The sequence below is a fragment of the Aminipila terrae genome (assembly GCF_010120715.1).
Classification (GTDB): Bacteria; Bacillota; Clostridia; order Peptostreptococcales; family Anaerovoracaceae; genus Aminipila; species Aminipila terrae.
This window is the reverse complement of the sequence record NZ_CP047591.1, coordinates 1,177,795-1,196,186: the sequence shown is the minus strand read 5'-3', so window position 1 is coordinate 1,196,186 and position 18,392 is coordinate 1,177,795. Positions and strand designations below refer to the sequence as shown.

15 protein-coding genes are annotated in these 18,392 nt (G+C 34.9%); 6 read left to right on the top strand and 9 right to left on the bottom strand.

Annotated features, from left to right (window positions below; translation table 11 throughout):
• Window positions 1–17: 17 nt before the first annotated feature.
• The 6 genes from Ami3637_RS05700 (at window position 18) to Ami3637_RS05675 (ending at window position 7,178) form a co-directional block, all read left to right on the top strand.
• Window positions 18–1,028 carry a radical SAM/SPASM domain-containing protein gene (locus Ami3637_RS05700; RefSeq protein ID WP_162361718.1) on the top strand — a complete coding sequence of 337 codons (1,011 nt, stop codon included), beginning with the start codon at window positions 18–20 and terminating at the stop codon, window positions 1,026–1,028.
• Window positions 1,028–2,548, top strand: a complete 1,521-nt coding sequence (locus tag Ami3637_RS05695) for a glycosyltransferase family 2 protein (RefSeq protein ID WP_162361717.1) — start codon at window positions 1,028–1,030, stop codon at window positions 2,546–2,548. Before Ami3637_RS05700 ends, Ami3637_RS05695 begins: the two co-directional genes overlap by 1 nt.
• 57 nt (window positions 2,549–2,605) lie before the next feature.
• Window positions 2,606–3,571: a radical SAM/SPASM domain-containing protein gene (locus Ami3637_RS05690; RefSeq protein ID WP_162361716.1), complete on the top strand. Its 966-nt coding sequence runs from the start codon at window positions 2,606–2,608 to the stop codon at window positions 3,569–3,571.
• Window positions 3,572–3,688: 117 nt separating this feature from the next.
• Window positions 3,689–4,807 carry an FkbM family methyltransferase gene (locus Ami3637_RS05685; protein WP_162361715.1) on the top strand — a complete coding sequence of 373 codons (1,119 nt, stop codon included), beginning with the start codon at window positions 3,689–3,691 and terminating at the stop codon, window positions 4,805–4,807.
• 87 nt (window positions 4,808–4,894) lie between these two features.
• Complete coding sequence (locus Ami3637_RS05680; RefSeq protein ID WP_162361714.1) at window positions 4,895–5,926, top strand: FkbM family methyltransferase; 1,032 nt, start codon at window positions 4,895–4,897, stop codon at window positions 5,924–5,926.
• Window positions 5,919–7,178 (top strand): class-III pyridoxal-phosphate-dependent aminotransferase, encoded by a 1,260-nt coding sequence (locus tag Ami3637_RS05675; RefSeq protein ID WP_162361713.1) that lies wholly within the window; start codon window positions 5,919–5,921, stop codon window positions 7,176–7,178. Before Ami3637_RS05680 ends, Ami3637_RS05675 begins: the two co-directional genes overlap by 8 nt.
• Before the next feature lie 61 nt (window positions 7,179–7,239).
• Here the strand turns inward: Ami3637_RS05675 and Ami3637_RS05670 are convergent, their stop codons facing one another.
• The 9 genes from Ami3637_RS05670 to Ami3637_RS05630 form a co-directional block, all read right to left on the bottom strand.
• Window positions 7,240–9,798 carry a glycosyltransferase gene (locus Ami3637_RS05670; protein WP_162361712.1) on the bottom strand — a complete coding sequence of 853 codons (2,559 nt, stop codon included), beginning with the start codon at window positions 9,796–9,798 and terminating at the stop codon, window positions 7,240–7,242.
• A gap of 122 nt (window positions 9,799–9,920) precedes the next feature.
• Window positions 9,921–11,642 carry a flagellin N-terminal helical domain-containing protein gene (locus Ami3637_RS05665; protein ID WP_162361711.1) on the bottom strand — a complete coding sequence of 574 codons (1,722 nt, stop codon included), beginning with the start codon at window positions 11,640–11,642 and terminating at the stop codon, window positions 9,921–9,923.
• Window positions 11,643–11,945: 303 nt separating this feature from the next.
• Window positions 11,946–12,197, bottom strand: coding sequence for a carbon storage regulator (locus tag Ami3637_RS05660; RefSeq protein WP_162361710.1), 252 nt, complete (start codon window positions 12,195–12,197; stop codon window positions 11,946–11,948).
• Window positions 12,198–12,199: 2 nt separating this feature from the next.
• Complete coding sequence (fliW, locus tag Ami3637_RS05655) at window positions 12,200–12,643, bottom strand: flagellar assembly protein FliW (protein ID WP_162361709.1); 444 nt, start codon at window positions 12,641–12,643, stop codon at window positions 12,200–12,202.
• Window positions 12,644–12,658: 15 nt separating this feature from the next.
• Window positions 12,659–13,261, bottom strand: a complete 603-nt coding sequence (locus Ami3637_RS05650) for a DUF6470 family protein (RefSeq protein WP_162361708.1) — start codon at window positions 13,259–13,261, stop codon at window positions 12,659–12,661.
• 73 nt (window positions 13,262–13,334) lie between these two features.
• Window positions 13,335–14,372 (bottom strand): flagellin N-terminal helical domain-containing protein, encoded by a 1,038-nt coding sequence (locus tag Ami3637_RS05645; protein ID WP_162361707.1) that lies wholly within the window; start codon window positions 14,370–14,372, stop codon window positions 13,335–13,337.
• 20 nt (window positions 14,373–14,392) lie between these two features.
• Complete coding sequence (locus tag Ami3637_RS05640; RefSeq protein WP_162363675.1) at window positions 14,393–17,485, bottom strand: FlgK family flagellar hook-associated protein; 3,093 nt, start codon at window positions 17,483–17,485, stop codon at window positions 14,393–14,395.
• 17 nt (window positions 17,486–17,502) lie between these two features.
• Entirely contained in the window at window positions 17,503–18,000 is a 498-nt protein-coding gene (gene flgN / locus Ami3637_RS05635) for a flagellar export chaperone FlgN (protein WP_162361706.1), read from the bottom strand.
• Between the two features lie 39 nt (window positions 18,001–18,039).
• On the bottom strand, window positions 18,040–18,351 hold the full coding sequence (locus tag Ami3637_RS05630; RefSeq protein ID WP_162361705.1) for a hypothetical protein: 312 nt from the start codon (window positions 18,349–18,351) through the stop codon (window positions 18,040–18,042).
• Window positions 18,352–18,392: the final 41 nt, after the last annotated feature.

Sequence of the window (18,392 nt, the reverse complement as noted above, 5' to 3'; positions counted from 1 at the left end):
AAAAGATTGTGAGAAATATGATGTTAGAAAATAGAAGCTTATGTTGTAGAAAATTTCTAAAGGATGTTGTTCCGTTAGAAGAGCCTTATACCGTTCAATTTAATCTAATTAATGTATGTAATTTTAGGTGCCAGTATTGCTCAAGATCGTTGAATAATAACAACAATAATACTAATAAAGCAATATTAATGGATTTTAATATTTATAAAAAGGCTATTGATCAACTAAAAAGGTTTAGAAAGCCTATACGAAAAATTATTTTGGCAGGATTTGGAGAACCATTACTTCACAAAGATATTATTGAGATGATTAAATATGCCTCTAAATCCCAGGTAGCAGAAAATATTGAAATTGTAACAAATGGCTCATTATTAACACACGAAATGTCAGATGCAATTGTTGCAGCAGGATTGACAAATTTGAGAATTTCAGTAAACGGCTTGTCAAACGAAGATTTTGTTCAATATACATCTACAAAAGTTGATTTTAATAAATATTATCAAGAAATTAAATATTTTTACGAGAATTCTAAGCAGGTTTATGTGAAAATAAAAATTTTAGATTATATGGTGAATGAAGAAAGAGAACAAGTATTTTTAAATTTATTTTCCAACATATCTGATTGTATAGCAATTGAAAGTCTTCAACCTATTGTGGATGATATTGATTATACAGCATTGACGCCAGCCAGTAGTTTTAGTAAAGCTATAAAGGGAAATCACAGGGTACAATCTGAAATATGTGCACAACCTTTCTACACCATAAATATTGATACCGAGGGAAATATCACACCTTGTTGTGTTGAAGATGTACAAATAGTAATGGGCAACGTCTGCACAGATGATATTTATAAAATATGGAGTGGCGAAAAATTTAATCAACTGAGAATAAGGCTTTTAAAAGGGCATAGTATTGTGCAGGATGAATGCAGTATTTGCTCAGTATATTTGACTACAATGACTTGTGAAGATGTGTTAGATTCTGATTCAGATAGGATTATTTCATTACTTGAGAGGAGAGACGTGTAATGAGTTATTTAGTGGAGCCTATAATTATTAATACTGAACACTTTATAGCGCCAAAAGCAGAGAATGATTTGTATGTAGCTAGAAAAAATATTGTTCATTGCAGAAGAGGCCAGGAAAATCTGACTGCAAGCATTGTAATATTATGTTATAATCGTTTGCTAAAAAGTAAACGATGCATTGAATCAGTATTAAAATATACACAAGACATCGACTATGAACTGATTTTGATTGATAATGGTAGCTCAGATGGCACTTTTGAATACTTGCAAAGTGTTCCATATGAAAACAAAAAAATAATTAAGATAACTAAAAATATTGGAGCAGATATGCCTTTTTCTCAATTGTTAAAAATTTATAGAGGGAAATATTTGGTTACATTAGCAAATGATATAGTTGTTACTGCGAACTGGCTTAGCAATATAATTAAATGCTATGAATCTGATGACAAAATTGGATTTGCGGTTCCAATGTCTACAAATGTAAGTAACTTACAAGAGTTTGATATAAAGTTTAAAAATGTAAATGAAATTCAAGATTTTGCAGAAAAGAACAATGTCTCAAACCCTTTTAGATGGAAAGAACGAATGCGGGTAATTGACATAATTAATGTATTTAAAAGAGAAATATTAGATTTAGTTGGCACTTTTGATTACGGTTTTTTCCATGATTTTAGTGAAGATGATTTTTGTATTAGAGTAAGACGTGCGGGCTATAAATTAATTTTATGTGAAGATTCCTTTGTTCATCATGATCATGATTTTAGAAATATGGAGGATAAGGATCCAGAAGAATTTCAAAAATCTTTGAATATAGGTAGAAACAATTATAGGGATAAGTATCATGGGCTAGATGCATGGGACGATGTAAACAATTATGAGAGAAATTTAATAGCTATGTTATCTGTAGATGTTAGAAATAAAATAATACCCAGAATACTTGGTGTTGATGTTAGGATGGGAACGCCTATCTTGGAAATTAGAAATAAACTATGTATGCAGGGCATTATGGAAAGCTATAGTTTTGGATTTTGTACACAAGCTAAATATTTTACTGATTTACAAACCATTTGCGGGCAAAATGTGTTTTGTGATAGGATTGATTATATATTTGAACACTTTATTCCAAATAGCTTTGATTATATAGTTTTAGGTGAGCCGATAAATCTATATGCGCAACCAGTAAAGTTAATGCAACGTTTAATTGAATTTGCGAAACCAGGTGGACAGATTCTTATAAAATTAAAAAATGTTAATAACATTAGTAAGTTTGTGCAAATATTAGGGGGCAACAAGTTCATTGATGATAATATGTTTTTAAATATTGAACCTGAAGAATTAATTGAATGCGCAAAGATTATAGGTATAACTTCATACAGATTGTCACCTGAAATGATGAATGTAGAAGGGGATATTGAGGAAGCATTAAAAGGGATACTGAAAACTGCAAATTTATCGAAAGACCTTGTTGAAACCACTAAAAAATTAGAAATAGAAAATTACCTAATTTGCTTATGTAAATAGCTGAAAAATAGAAAAACTAGTGAAAAGAGGGAATGAAATGAATGCAAAATTAACAACTTGGGGGAGAATGAAAGATTAACTTTAGCAGATATAGTGCCACTAGATACCCCTTTGTCTATACAAGTAGAACCAAGTAGTGCTTGTAATTTTAAGTGTAAGTATTGTTATAGGCAGGTAGATCCTGAAAAATATAAAACTAGCAATATGCTATCATTTGATACTTTTAAGAAACTTATAGATGATGTGAAAGGATTTAATAGACCATTAAAATCATTAATGTTTGCAAAAATAGGAGAGCCTACTTTAAATCCAGAATTGCCTCGTATGGTGAGATATGCGAAAAAGTCTAACGTTGTATTATCAACAAAAATTATAACAAATGGATCCATGTTGAATCCAGAATTTAATTTGGACCTTATTGATGCAGGGCTTGATGTACTTAGAATTTCAATACAGGGATTAACAGATGCAGAATATAGGGATGTTTGTGGATATAATTTAAATATGGAAAAGTTTTTAGCAAATATAAAACATTTTTATGAACATAAAAAACAATGCAAGGTATTTATAAAAATTTTAGATACAATGATAAAGAACAGAAAAGAGGATTTTTTTAATATATTTGGAAATGTATGTGATGAGATTTCAATCGAACATGAGATACCAGCACGTGACCCTAAACAAGAAGATTTTGAAAATATCATAAATATGATGGGAGAAAAAATACAATACGATGTAATTTGTTGCCCATTACCATTTTATTCCTTAAATCTAGAGGTAAATGGTGATATAGAGATTTGTACAGTAAGATTAGGAGAGGAAAGTTTATTAGGTAATGTTAATTATAATAATATAGTAGATTTGTGGAAAAGCGATAGAATGAATGCTTTTAGAAGAATGCAGCTTAAAGGGGAAAGATTTACACATAAAATCTGTAGAAGGTGTACTGCACCAAGTTTTTGCCTACAATCAAGAGATTGCATAGATGATAAACGAGAAGAACTCTTGAAGTGGTATACATAAATAGAGGAAGCATTGACAGAAAAGACATTAGAGGACAATATCCAATTTATTATTTGAAAACAAAAGAGGTTAAAGTAAAACTCCTTAGAAGAGTTAAAGAAAGAGAATAACTAAAATATGAATAAAATACAATTATTGGAATGCATGGAAGATATATTAAGCGAAGAAACGGAACAGTATAAATGTATTGATAATTTCCGTAAATATCAAATTGCTATATATGGTGCAGGATCTATAGGAAGAAAAGTATATATTGAGATGAAGAACTTAGGACTTAATGTCATTTGCTTTTTAGATAGAAATGCTACATATGGAAAATTTGTATTTGATAAGCCTGTATACAAGGTTGAAAATCATGTCTTTTCTAATATTCAAAAGAGAGGATTAGTTGTAGCGCTTGCGATAAATACGCATATAATAGGCAAGGATCAAATTGTGCGGTATTTAAAAAGCTTAGGATATACCAATATTATTAGCGCATATAGTTTGATAATGCCGCATATTTCTACATGCAAACATTCATCAATGCGTGATATAGAAAATAAAGAGAAGCTTTTGAAAGCAGCAGTTTGTTTTGAGGATCAGCATAGTAATGAGATATATTATAAAAATATATCGGCACATTATTATGCAGATTATGAAAATACCATAAAAAGCGAAGGGACTGTGCAATATTTTAATGTTAATGTACCTTTTTCTAAAGGATACTATAAGTTTGTGGATATTGGGGCATATGATGGAGACTCATTAAAAAAGCTTATGGAATTTTATGATTGTGACAAATATATTGCTTTTGAACCAGAAAAATCTAATTTTGAATTGTTAGCAAAAGTAGCGGATGATTACAGAGAAAGAATTAATGAAATATTTTTGGTTCCATGTGCAGTTGGAAATGAAAATGCTTTTATGTCTTTTTCTACGCCAACTACAATGGGTGGAAATATTGCAGAAAATGGAGAGTCAAAAGTGCAAGTGGTACGTTTGGATGATGTACTTAAATGTGATGTGTCTATGATTAAAATGGATATAGAGGGAGCAGAAATAACTGCGATAGAAGGGGCAAAGCATCTTATTACAAGGTATAAACCTGATTTGGCGATTTGTATATATCACTTTATATCAGATATTTGGGAAATTCCACTAATCTTACAAAAATTAGTTCCTGAATATAAGTTTTATCTAAGAACGCATGAGGATTTTTCAATGGAAACTGTTTTGTATGCCACAGTTAAATAGAAATGGAAAGGATTTGTATATGTATAATCGTAACACCTTAAATTTAATTGAAGAAATTGTTTTAGACATATCTAAGAGAAACAAAAAATGGATTTGCTTTGGCGCGGGGGGTTCTTTGCAGAGTTTATTAAGGAATATTGCTACACAAAAAAAAGACTCCCATTTCCTGCATATGTGTGTGACAACAATAAAAGCTTATGGGGAGAAAAAGTAGCTGGAGTTGTTGTGGAACCCCCAGAAAAGATGGCAGCGGAAACGGTAGAAGATTGCGTGATTGTCATTAGTTCTGCTTTGCCCTACTCTATTATGAGTGATTTAATGCTTAAATATCAAAAGCACTATTATTGCATTATTACGTTGGTACAGCTACAAACTTATTTTTTTATTAAGAATAATAAGGAAAAACTTAGAGATATAAGTGAATTATTTGAGGACACTAAATCCAAAGATCATTATGTTAGATATTTTAAATTGCTTTTAGAGTCATCCTTTAATTTTTTGCCAGTATATACTCAAAATGCTTACTGGGATAATGATTTGATAGGGCATCTTAAAGACGGTGAAGTTGTTGTATATGCAGGTGCTTATGATGGAAAACATATAGATAGGGCTTTAAAGAGCAATTCGAATGCGATAATACATGGCTTTGAACCCAATGCCCCTTTTGCTGAAAGACTTCAAAAGAGATACAAAGATAAGGAGAATGTTTTTATACATAACTACGCTTTGTATGATGAAAGAACAGTTTTAAGTTTTGATTCATCGGTTGAGTTAAGTGCAAAAGTAATTAATGATAAAAATATAAACGGTGTGATGGCGAATCAGGATTTAACATCCATAAAAACAGTTAAGTTAGATGACGAGGTTTTTGGTAAGGTGGATTTGATAGCACTGGATGTGGAAGGGTCAGAAATGAAAGCCCTTTGGGGAAGCAGAAAAATTATTGAGAAAGATAGACCTAAATTAGCAATTTGTGTATACCATTCCTTACAAGATTACATTGACATTCCTAAGAAAATATTAGAGTTAAATCCAAACTATAAATTATATTTTAGGCATCATTCGCCAGCATCAATAGAATCTGTTGTATATGCTATTGACGGAGGAAAGTATGAATAAAAAAGAATTACTGCAATGCTACGATTATTTAGCTCCAGTGTTAGACTACACTGGACCGATTATCAATAGCGGAAAAGGATGTTATGTATATGATATTGACGGAAACAAATATTTAGATTTTAATTGTGGACAGTTTTGTGCAATATTCGGCCATTCTGATGAAAAAGCCGCAGAAATGATTTATAGAACTGCGAAAAATTTAATGCATTTGAATACTAATACAATTAATGATGAAATGCTTATAACTGCAAAAAAAATTCACGATATTTGTCCTGAAATGAATGGGAGAAGTATTATACTATCTACCGGCAGTGAGGCAAATGAGTGCGCACTCAGATATGCCAAAAATATGAGTGGAAACAAACCTGGTATCATAAGTTTTGATTGTGGTTATCATGGGTTAACACATGGTACAGAGGGATACTCAATATCCAGAAAGTGGGTAAAACCTCAGGTTAAAAATTCTTTCGCAGTTGCTGCACCACCTATATCCGAAAATAATAGTAAAACAGATATAATGCCTTATGTAAAGGAATTTGAAGGAATTGTAAAGGAAAATAAAGATATTATTGCGGCAGCCTTATTTGAGCCTATAGTTTCATCTGGTGGAATGTATTTGCCTCCAAAAGAATATTGGAGAGAAATACGCAGAATTTGTGATGAAAATGAGATTTACCTTATATTTGATGAATGCCAAACAGGATTTGCAAGAACCGGAAGTTGGTTTTATTATCAACAGATTGATTGTATACCTGACATGCTCGTATGTGCTAAATCAATTGGACTAGGGTTACCTGTATCTATGGTTATTTTCAATGGCAATACTATACCTAAAGACAAATTCACCATGCATCACTTTAGTTCTCATCAAAATGAACCATTTGCAGCAGCACTGATTTCATATGCAATAGATGAAATCAAGGCAAATAATATACTGAGAAAAATTCAAGAGGATGGGCAATATTTGCTTAAAAGACTTGAGGAGTTATCCAGAAAATATATGACATTTATGCGTTCTCCACATGGGATAGGATTAATGTGTGGCTTTTATCTAAATATAGATGGTATGGATAGATTCCAAGCTGAAGAGCAAAGTGAAAGGTTCTGCAAGGAAGCATTGAGAAATAATATTATTATACAGTGTACCAATTATGGTAGGACTGTACGACTTTTACCCGGATATTGCATTACTCGAGATGAGATTGACTTCTTCATGGAAGCTTTAGAAAGAACTCTAGATGCATTTATATAGTCAAAAAACAATAACAAAAGGGAGATTTGTGGTAAGCCTCCCTTTTTGCTCGTAAGGGCATTTAATTTTGCAAATATGAAGCCTCAAAGTTCAATAATAGATCTTGTATTTCTTTGTCATTAGGAAGCAGTTTAGAAAGCTGTAACAGAATGTTTTGGGCTTCGTGAAGGTTGCCTTCATCAATCAACTGTTTTGCAGTTTCTTTTAATTGTTCTCCTAAAATTTCAAATTCTGTTTTTTGTTTAGAAACTTCTTTAGTAGGTAATGTTTTAAGCTCGGATATTAGAAGCTTCACTCCATTATCAAATATAGGGCATTCTATAACTGCTTGTTTTAAATTATCAATGAAAGTTTGTCTTTCACCAGAATCTTTTGCGTTAAGGGCTTTCATTATATAATAAGATCCTCTTATTGTAGAAGGAAGCATGCTAAAATTGTCTTCTAAAAACATATTCTCGTTATAGTTACATAAAGACCAAAGATGTATAAGGTTTATGTATATATAAAAATATTTCCTAAAATCTTGTGAATCTTTATTTATAGCATTTACCTGATTATTAAATAACAATTTCTCTAATATACCGGATAATAATACAAGTTCCTTTTTAGTTAAATTAGATAAGCCGTTATTTGTAATATATTTTGTAGAGACTTCTATTATATTGCTTAGTTCTATTGCATCTAATAAATCTAAACTACGTAGAGAGAGTTGTATATCTTCAAAGTTAAAATAATCTAAGATATCCAGCAATATATCTCCATTTTTTACTCCACAAATGGCAATATCCTGAATATGTAGGTGCCTTTGGCATTTTTCTTTTAAAAACCATTGATAGCTGTCCGGTCTGGAAGGATTTGCATACAAATGGATTAGCCTAACATATAGATTGTCAACAAAACATCCAGCAGATACTAGTTTTCTATCTAGTTTTGAAAGTGAGTTTATCCCATCGCCTTGTCTCGCATTAAGATATAAGTCTTTAGCATAGTGATATAAGTACTTTAACATTTTCTGATTTAATTTTGGAAAATGACTCATAAAAACTTCTTCAGAGAGCCCACTGTATATATTAAACAGAATTGGGAAAACATTTGGCTCAATGATATCATAATTAATTTGTGCTAACAGCTTTTCAACAGTTTTTTCATCTCTAACTTGCAAAGAAGCGTAAGCATGATAAATAATAAGTAATACTTGCTTATCTGCAGGTTCTACCAAATCAGTAAAAATAGATAAGGATTGACTACTTTTATCAGCTGAATTCAGATATTGCTTTCTAAAAGTATAATATTTCTGTGCATAATAGCAAACCTCTTTATAAGATGAATTATTAAAGCTGTTTACTGCTAAATAGTAATGGATGGTAGCTAGTTGGAAAGAATTATATTCATTCAAATCAGTTAAATCTTGTACTTTAATAATTAACTTATTATCGTTTGAGAGTTGTGCAATCGTATAAAGAAAGATTATTGCAATTCTTTTCCAATGTAATGCTTCTATAGGATTATATTTTTCTTGTAGTTTACACAAGGATAACGATTTAAATGCATAAACTGTAGCAGCAGAATAATTGCGTATTATAGTTAATTCATTGCATAATTGCTGATGTTGTCTTAAATCAAAAGGATATGATTGTAGTGCAGCATAGATTCCAGAGATATTCCTGTAAATCTTTCTTTCCTTATCTTCAGTGGTGGAATATGCATAACCATAGTGATGTACAAAACTATTGAAAGTTTTAGAATACGGTTTGTCTTTTAGGAATGAAAAATCAAAGGCTTCATGGACTGGGTATAAATAGTGAAGCTGAGGATGATTCTTTGCCATTCTTTGAACATAGCAATCACCAAACGTGGTTCCATTGTCTTTAGTATAATTTCTTACTTTATAAAAGGCTGTATCACATTGTTTCCATTGATCTGACTTAAAGAAGTCAATGATTTCAGATGGATTATCAAACCATTCATCATCATCAATGGATAAAATCCAAGCACCCTTTGCTTCATGTAAGGCAGCGTTACGTGCTGCTGCAAAATCATCGATCCAGGTAAAAGGAATAATTTTAGCACCATACTGTATTGCAATATTAGTACTTCCATCATTGCTACTATCTACCGCTATTATCTCACAATCTAATTCTTCCAGAAAAGGTCTTAGGCTTTCTAAACACTTGCACAAAGTATCACGACGATTGCTGACAAGAAGGCAAATGGAAAGTAACAAAGGGTAACCGTTATATTTTCCATCATTATAAAAAGGATTTGAAGAGAAATCTTTAGTTTCAGGTGTAATTAAGGGGAAGTTCGGGGGAAGTAAATTTTCTATTGAAGGAATTGACGCAATAGAATCTTTATTTTCAGATAGCTTGCCAGTAATTATTTCATCTTTTTTTATATATATATATTCATCATATAATCCAAGATACTTCCCAGGATTAGATTTGATGGAATCTTCTAATTCTATAAGATTTTCAACAGTCTTTATTTGCCAAAAATCTGATTTAAATGAATCTAAATCAGTTAGTACGTAATAATCAGTATTTTCATCTGATACTATAGGAGGATATAAGACTATATCAGGATTTGTAGCTAGCATATATGCAGCAGTTTTTTTAATCATTAAAGTTAACCTCCAATTTTGATAAAAATAAAATATATGTATATGTTAAAAGGGCGGGCATATTGCCCGCCCTAAATAAGTTTAATTGGATTAATTTGTCCAATTAGCTTTAAATTAACTAGCTATTTTAATAACTGAAGAACACCCTGAGGTAGCTGGTTAGCCTGAGCTAGCATAGACTGGGAAGCCTGTACTAAGATGTTATTCTTAGTATACTGCATCATTTCTTTAGCCATATCAACGTCTCTGATACGAGATTCAGCAGATGTCATGTTTTCTTCTGTTACACCCAAGTTGTTGATTGTGTGTTCAAGTCTGTTCTGTACTGCACCAAGGTCACCTCTTGTAGCAGATACAGAATTTATAGCAGATTTGATTTTACCAATTGCAGCCTGTGCACCGTCCTGCTTACTAATGTCAATTCCTTTGATGCCTAGAGAGTAAGCATTCATGTTTCCTACAGAAACGGTTACCTTTTGATAATCGGCAGCAGTATCACCAACCTGAAGAGTCAATCCTGATCCACTAGTAGTGTCAGATGATTTACCCCCTGATAGACCTAACAAGCTTGCAGCAGTTCCGGTAATACCATTTTCAGATTTCTCTGAGAATTTGAAGTCAACTTTATCAGCATTTTCACCTTCATATTTAACGTTAAAACCACCGCTCTTATCAGCAGTAACTGTGAATTTTTGATCATCAACATATTCTTTACTAGTACTTGTATAGCCCATTGCAGTGTTATATGATTTAACAGCGTCACGAATAGAAGTCTGAAGAGAAGTAGCAGCAGTATCCATGTCAGTTCCTCTAGTAACACCAGGAGAAGTAACACTTACTTCAGTGCCATTTACGGTCATAGTAAATTTATCAGCAGTTGTAACAGTATTACTGAATGTCTTACCAGCAGTAGCGGTATGCGCTGTTCCGTCAACGCCATTACCAAACATTGCAGAGCCTAAGGACATTTTACCAGCAGCAAGGGCACCACCAGTAGGACCAGGCTGTTGACTACCAGTATATCCTATAGTTGAAGAAGCTGTTGAATTTGCACTTGAAAGTTGGAATTGAACGTTTGCTCCAGCAGTTCCATTTGATGAAACTTTAATACTACCACTAAGTCCTTGAGACTTCATTTGGTCATTTAATAAAGACTGTAATTTATCAGCTAATTCAGCAGCGCCTTCTTTAGTGATGTTAGTCATGCAAGTAGATCCAATAGAGTCATATAACTTTTTAGCGTCACCTTGTGACCAGTCAATTTTTAATGTCTGACCATCAACATCGAAAGTATCAACGGAAGCAGCTAAGCAATTTGTTAAATCTGCGGTGACTTTTGCACCAGATACAGAAGCTGCTGTAAATGTTGATACATTTTTACCAGTCAGTTCAGTGCCTGTGCTCTTAACTGTTCCGCCACCAAGAGAACCATCCAGAAGGTTGATTCCATTGAAGTTTGTGGATTCAGCGATTCTGTCGATTTCAGATACCAGAGAGTCAACTTCTTTCTGAAGATTGGATCTGTCTGTTGTATCGTCATAAGTACCATTTGCGGACTGAGTAGCTAGTTCAGTCATTCTGTTCAGCATGCTGTGTACTTCTGTTAAAGCACCTTCAGCAGTCTGTGCAAGGGAGATACCATCGTTAGCATTGTCAGAAGCCTTCTGAAGACCTGTAATCTGTGCTCTCATTTTTTCTGAAATTGCTAATCCGGCAGCATCGTCACCAGCTCTGTTGATTCTGTAACCTGATGATAACTTTTCTAAGTTTTTGCTTAGTGCTGAATTGTTTCCTCCTAACTGTCTGTAGGAGTTTTGTGCAGCTATGTTATGTTGTATTCTCATTTTATTTTCCTCCTTGAAATATATTCGAGCAGTCCTTTGCTCTTACATCTTGTCCGATTTAAAATCGGACAAGCTTCTTGGGTTTTAAATCATAAATCCTTTTTACAGACTTATTAATTTTTTATACCCTTAAAATAACCAATTGTTTTTAGATTCCATGCCTGGTTCGTACGCAACCAAGCTTGATATCTTCATGTACATTATATCGTATTTTCATGTAGAAACTTAAGCTTTTTTTGAAAATTTTAAAAAAAAATAAAAAAGTTTTGCCCCTTTGGAAAAGGCAAAACTAAAACTTTATTTTTACTTTTTTTCTTTCAGTTTACTTGCCAGATTTGCAATGCTGGAAAGGGTTTCAGCAGTAGGAATCTTTGTGGCAGATGCAGATTCCATATTAAAATCACCTGCATCTTTCAGCTCTTTCCTCAAAATCTTTACATCTTTTGGGGCATCAATGGCAATACGTACCCGATCCCCATTGATTTCGGAAACAGATATTTCGATTTTCTCTCCCAAAAGGAAAGATTCACCCTGCTTTCTTGTTAATATAAGCATGGCTATACCTCCTTGACTACAACAGGGTGCCGCATAGAATAATCAGAATCCTCTAAGATAAACTGTTTGGCAAGTTTATCTTCCAGATTTATGATAATAGGACATTTCAGGTTTATGGTAGACTGCTCAAAGTTCTCCCTGATAACAGCGACACAACAGACAGTATGTTTCGTTTCTTCTCCAAGTCTGATTTCTGTTAAAAGCTTATCTGAAAGCTGATAAGGATCATAATCTGCACATATATAGTAAGGATTCATCACCATTAAAGCAAGATCCGGATCTTCAGCAGACTGTAAGCAAAGCAGCAAATCATCACTGGTATCATTATTATCTGAAAAACTCAACAAAACATACTCTGTTTTATCTTCAAAGCCAAAAAGACCTGTAGTAAAGGTTATAATCTCGTTTTTATCTACGGCGATATCACCAAAATATTTTGTTTTCATCCATTTTTCCTCTTATTAACCTTCTTTATCAACATAGCTTGGATCTGCACTTGGGGGAACATAAATTGGGCCGCCCACATAGTTTATAATGACTTTAGGCTGCTGGGTGACAACAAATTCGATATCACCAGGAATAAATTCTAAAGGCTCTTTATTCTGCTTAAAGTCAAAATGCAATTTATCTGTTTCATATCGAATACTTAAATCTCCAGGCTCCCAGGAAATATCCGCAGGGTGGTCTGGTATCCATCGTATATTGGGAGTCTGATGCTGGTTCTTTCCAAGCCTTAAATCCGCAATTTGCTGAAGGGCTTCATCTGTAAACTTCACATCCATAAGAATCTGACCTTCCTGCACATATCGGGCGGTAGCTTCATAAGCCGCCTGTTTTCCCTTTTTTGCATAGTTTTCTACATTCGTTTTTACGGTAGGGCTGACACTGTTTCGAGCTTCGAATGTGTCCAGATTAAGCTTAATAGGGCTGCTTTTAATGTGCAGTCCCCCTTTTTCGGTTGACATTTCTAATTCTGCAGTAGTCTTTGCTGGCTTAAACTCACCATGGGTGACTTTATATTCGATAGAAATAGGAACCGTTGTAATTTCTATCAATTGTCGCATAATTTTCCTCCTTGAAAACACACTTTAATTTGATTACTTCCCTGTAAAAGCAATTATACACCTTTTTAAGAAATTAGGACATAAAATCGATAAAAGATTTGGATAAAATGTTCTGACCTGTTTTAAGTAAAGCCTGATACATGTAATCAACAGAATTCAGATTCATGATGGCTTCTTCAGAATCGATATATTCGGTATTGCTGGTCTTCTCTGCCAGATTATCCTGAAGATCCTCCAGTCTGCTCTGAGTATAATCTAAAAACATACTGTCACTTCCTGTAGCGGTAGTAGCATTTAAAACATTTTGTTTCAGCTCTTTAAATTTAGTCAGGTAATCATCTAGTTTGGAAGGTTCACAGTCATTATCAAGCATAGTAGCCATCTGGCCAATTAGTACAACTACATTGTTGGACAGTCCATTTTCTGCAGTACCATATCCTAAAACATTAATACCAGCGGTGGCAGTGTTGTAGGCGCTGCTGCTAACCACCTGACCATCTTTGAATTCCAGTCCGAAACCAAGATCCGTATAAAGGGCATCTTCCGACAATTGTTTCAGAAGCACTTTGGAATCCTCCCTTTGTCCTGCTTTGTCAGTGCCGTCGGGCCAGGTATATTGTGTATTTCCACTTACATCAACCCCTCTGTAAGTAAGAGAATTACCGTTTAATATAAAGGGAACTTCACTGACGTTACTTCCCCCAAATAAAAATTTATCTCCATATTTGGTGTTCATATCTTTAACGACAGTTTCCTGAACGCTTCGGAATTGCTGAGCCACAATTGCCTTATCATCTTTTGTGTTTTTTGTACCATTCATAACTCCCAGCAAACTGGTATAAACATCTTCCAGAGCTTTGCTGACCTGGGTCATGGCACTTTCTTTTGTTTGTATGGTAGACTGGGCTTCTTCTAGGTTGGAAACATAATCATCTGCCTGGGACGCCTGACGTCTGAGCTGATAGGCCTTTGCGGCCCCGGCAGGATTTTCCGATCCTTTAAAAAACTTACGACCAGAACCAACTTGTTTATTTACATAGCTTAAATCATTTAATGCACCACTTACACGCTTTGTATATTGGCGCGCCATCATTGATTGAGTCACTCTCATTGAATTTTCACCTCTTTACATTATAAACCCGATTTTCCCATTTGGTTTATTATTCTTTCTACACATTCGTCAAGGGCAGTCATTAATCTTGCAGCAGCATTGTATGCCTTCTGATATTGCAGGATATTGACCCCTTCATCGTCCAGGGAGACCCCGGACAGGGCATCTCTTGAATCCTGGATTTGGCCCAGTATGGTTTCATGATTGGCAGAAAGGTTGCTGGCAGAACTGATATCAAGAGAAAGAACGTTGCTGATATTTGCTAAGTACTCCTGAAATGTTCCATTATATAAGAAGCTTTCACTTCTATAATCTAATTTGCTTGGACTGGTGGTATCCAAAATCAGGTTACCTTCTTTATCTTTGGAATTTGATCCATCCACTTCCGTTTTATACTTGACACCATCCGAGTTGGCTACCGTAACTACTGTTTGTTTGCCGGAACCATCCGTAGTGGTCATAGTATAATTGCCGTTAGCATCTTTCCCATTGGCAATAACCGTTACGCCATCTGGTGCAAGATAAGTACCAGATTTTGCAGGGGAAGCTGGTAATTTTGTTGCATCAAGCTGATATTTACCGGTGCTGCCATTTCCTTCATAAAGAATCCCGCTGCTGTTTACCGACTTCCCAGTTGCTGCACAAGTATATACATTGCCTCCGGCATCTTGATATAAATTACCGTCACTATCGGTATAATCAGAACCGGAAGGGGTAAGGGTTACAGATTTATAGAGGCCAGATGCTAAAACCCCATTCAAGGTATAATTCCCTTTGGAATCTTTTCCATTGGTAATTGCAGTTAATCCATCAGAGGCAAGATAAGTATCTGAGTTAGCAGGGGATCCTGCCAACATATTTGCCTCCAGTTGATATTCTCCTGTGGTGCCGTCTCCCTTATATATGATACCGTCTTTATTTACCGAAGTACCGGTTAGTGCACAGGTATATATATTATCGCCGGTTTTTGTATAAGTGTTTGGCCCATCGGTATAATGAGTAGCATCAACTTGTGTAATTATCTTGGATTTAAAATTCACCATATCCTTATTGCAGACTAAAACGCCATTTAAGGTGTAATTTCCTTTGGAATCCCTGCCATTGGCAGCGATACTGGTTGTACCGTCTGCTGCGGTTTTCAGATAGTTGCCGCTGGCATCTTTATTTGGTACCGGTCCGGTTGAATAAGTCAGCTTTGAAGATATGGTTGAAATCATTAATAAGATATTATCATTAAGACCTGAGTCACTGCCGGAGCCAACTTGAGTCTGCTTTGTGGCAGTAATGCCGTATTTACCATTCTTCCAACCATCGGCGATGCTCAGATTAGCTGCAGTAAAAACAGCTGAGCCATCGGAGGTCTGGAAGAGATTCTCTTGTATACTTGTCTTTTCATTATCATTTAACTTATTTAAAGTGGTGGCCAGTTTATCTGCCAGAGAGTCAAGCATATTTTCATAATAGCCTATACCACGGGTCTCAGTGGACTTATAGTCAAATATGCCTTTACTGTTGAGCATGTCAATGGCTCCCTTAAGAGAACCCGGAGATGCCAGCTTTTCTGCATCAAAGCTGCCTGTAAACTTAATGCCCATTGCCGTAAGACTATCTCGGTCAACCTGAGTGGTCTGGCCGCCCGAATACCATTTAATTACATTACCGCCGGAATCCTTTATGTCATTACCGCCAGCGTCTTGAAAAGTATAATAGCAGCTGGTGTAGTCGCCTGGGGTATAATACTGGGTCGCAGTGAGACCAAAAGAATCATGCATCAATTTTTTTAATGCAGTGTCACAGTTTGTTACACCAGTGGCGTATGAAGTTGCTTTATCGTTATAACTGTTAAGAAGTTCTTTTTCTTTAATGGCTGCATCTCTTTTGGAAACAAGTCCTGCCTGGGCAACAATGGCATCAGAGAGGGTTTTACTTAAAGTTTTTATATCATTTGCGGTAGGCGGGTTTGTGGTATCCGCGAGTTTATCATTCAGTGCTTTTTGTGCATTGGCGATGGCAGTTGTAGCTGCTGTAATCTGGTCATCTAAACCTCCTGATGCACTTATGGAATTTGTCACCGTAGTAATTTTAGCAGAGAGTCTCTTATAATCCAGAGCAGATCCGGCAGGATTTGCATCAGGATCATTAGGGTACAATTTGGCTAAATCATTATTTATAGCCTGAAGGGTATTATTGCTGATGGATATGGAATGAAGCAAATCATTAATTTCTGTTATGGCCTGTTTTGCAGGCAGTGCAGAATTATCAATGGTTACAATAGCTCTGTCCGTACCATCTGCTCCTTTGGTTTTAACGTTAAATGTAGCAGCACTGTCATTATAAATAAGAGGCTGTTTTGTTCCGTCTTCGCCCACCATGCTAATAGAGACATCATCCACAATGATACCACCGGCTACTTCTTTGGGATTATATTGAACATCAATCTTCATATAATCTGAAAGCTGATCCAGAAGTAGATTCCTTTCATCTTTCAACTCCAAAGCTGGTCCGCCATTACTCTGAACCTCACGGATGCTTTTATTTAATTGTGATATATTGGTCATTAAATCATTCAGCGATTTGCAGGTAACTTCTTTCAGATTATATTCTTTTTCCTGGCGGACAGTGGCTATCTGACTGGAATACTGGTTAAACTGCTTAATCAGTGTAGAGGCAGCATTTCTGGCAATCTTATCAAACTCGGAGCTATTTGCATTTCCTGCTAAAGATTGGAGCTTTGAAACAAAGTCATTAAAGGTGGTCATAAGTCCTTTATTTTCTATTTCATCAAAAACAGAAGAAAGGTCATTTAATGAGTCTAATTTTGATTGCTGTTCCCCTAGATTAGCGGCTTCTTTTCTATAACGTACATCAAGAAAAGGATCACGGCTTTGAGATATACTGCCCACAATGACCCCTTGGCCTACCTGGGTAGAAGAACGGGTACCATATTTATCTCCATAACCGCCGGCAGCAGCAGAATAAACATCAGCTCGTTGGCGGGTATATCCGGTTGTACTTACGTTGGAAATATTCTGTCCAGTTATATCCAGCTGCTTCTGTGCTGTATTTAAGCCTCTCAGGGCTGTTGTAAAAGAGTAAAATGTTGATCTTAACATGTTATCCTCCGTATATTCTAAACTTTAGTTGATCTAAATCTGCTGGCATTATTGGAACTGCTTTGGCCGGCAATCTTGTCATAAATGCCTGCACCTGCATCCTGAGAAGGGGGAGCTCCGAATCTTTCCATGAACGCTTCAATGGTGTGGAGCCTTAAATCTATATAAGTTTTAATGGTATTGATTATTTCTTTAAATTGATTGGTCTTAACCGATAAAATCTCATAAGAATCTTCCAATTCACTTCTAACAGAGGATTGGGAACTGTCAATCCCATTTATAATCTGTCTATATGTTAACCCTTCCATGCCAGACTTTTTCAGGATAGTTTCTCTTTTCTGATCCAGACCTCTAAGCTGCAGAAGGTAAACTTGTTCTTCATTTAAAAAGCTGTCCAGATGCTCGATATTTTTAGTTTCCACAGCTTTTAACTTTTCCTGCTCAAAACCGATGAGTTTATCCATTAATTTGATATATTCATCTATAATTTCTTTAATCTCCATATAATTATTCATCTTTAAGTTCCCCTTAAGTCATATCAAAATATTAACGGTTTAGGATTCACTTCCGGCTAATAAGATTTTCTTCGCTATTTCATTGGCACCGATTTCATATTGACCCTTTGAAATTTGATCTGCCAGATTATCCAGTTCTTCAGCAGGCGTACCAGATTTAACATCAGCGCCAATCTGGCTCTTCAGTTTATTCACAAACTGTGCTTCGGCAATTTGTTCTCTTGATGCACTGATTGTGATAGAGTCCATACTTTGAAGATGTTCTTTAAACCCTGTTTTTTCAACAGTAGACGGACTCTGAATATTCTTTTTATTTATCTGGGTATTGAAATAATTCCCCGTAATTTTCATAATAAACACCTCTTTGTTCTGTTTAGTTTATAAAACCTTAT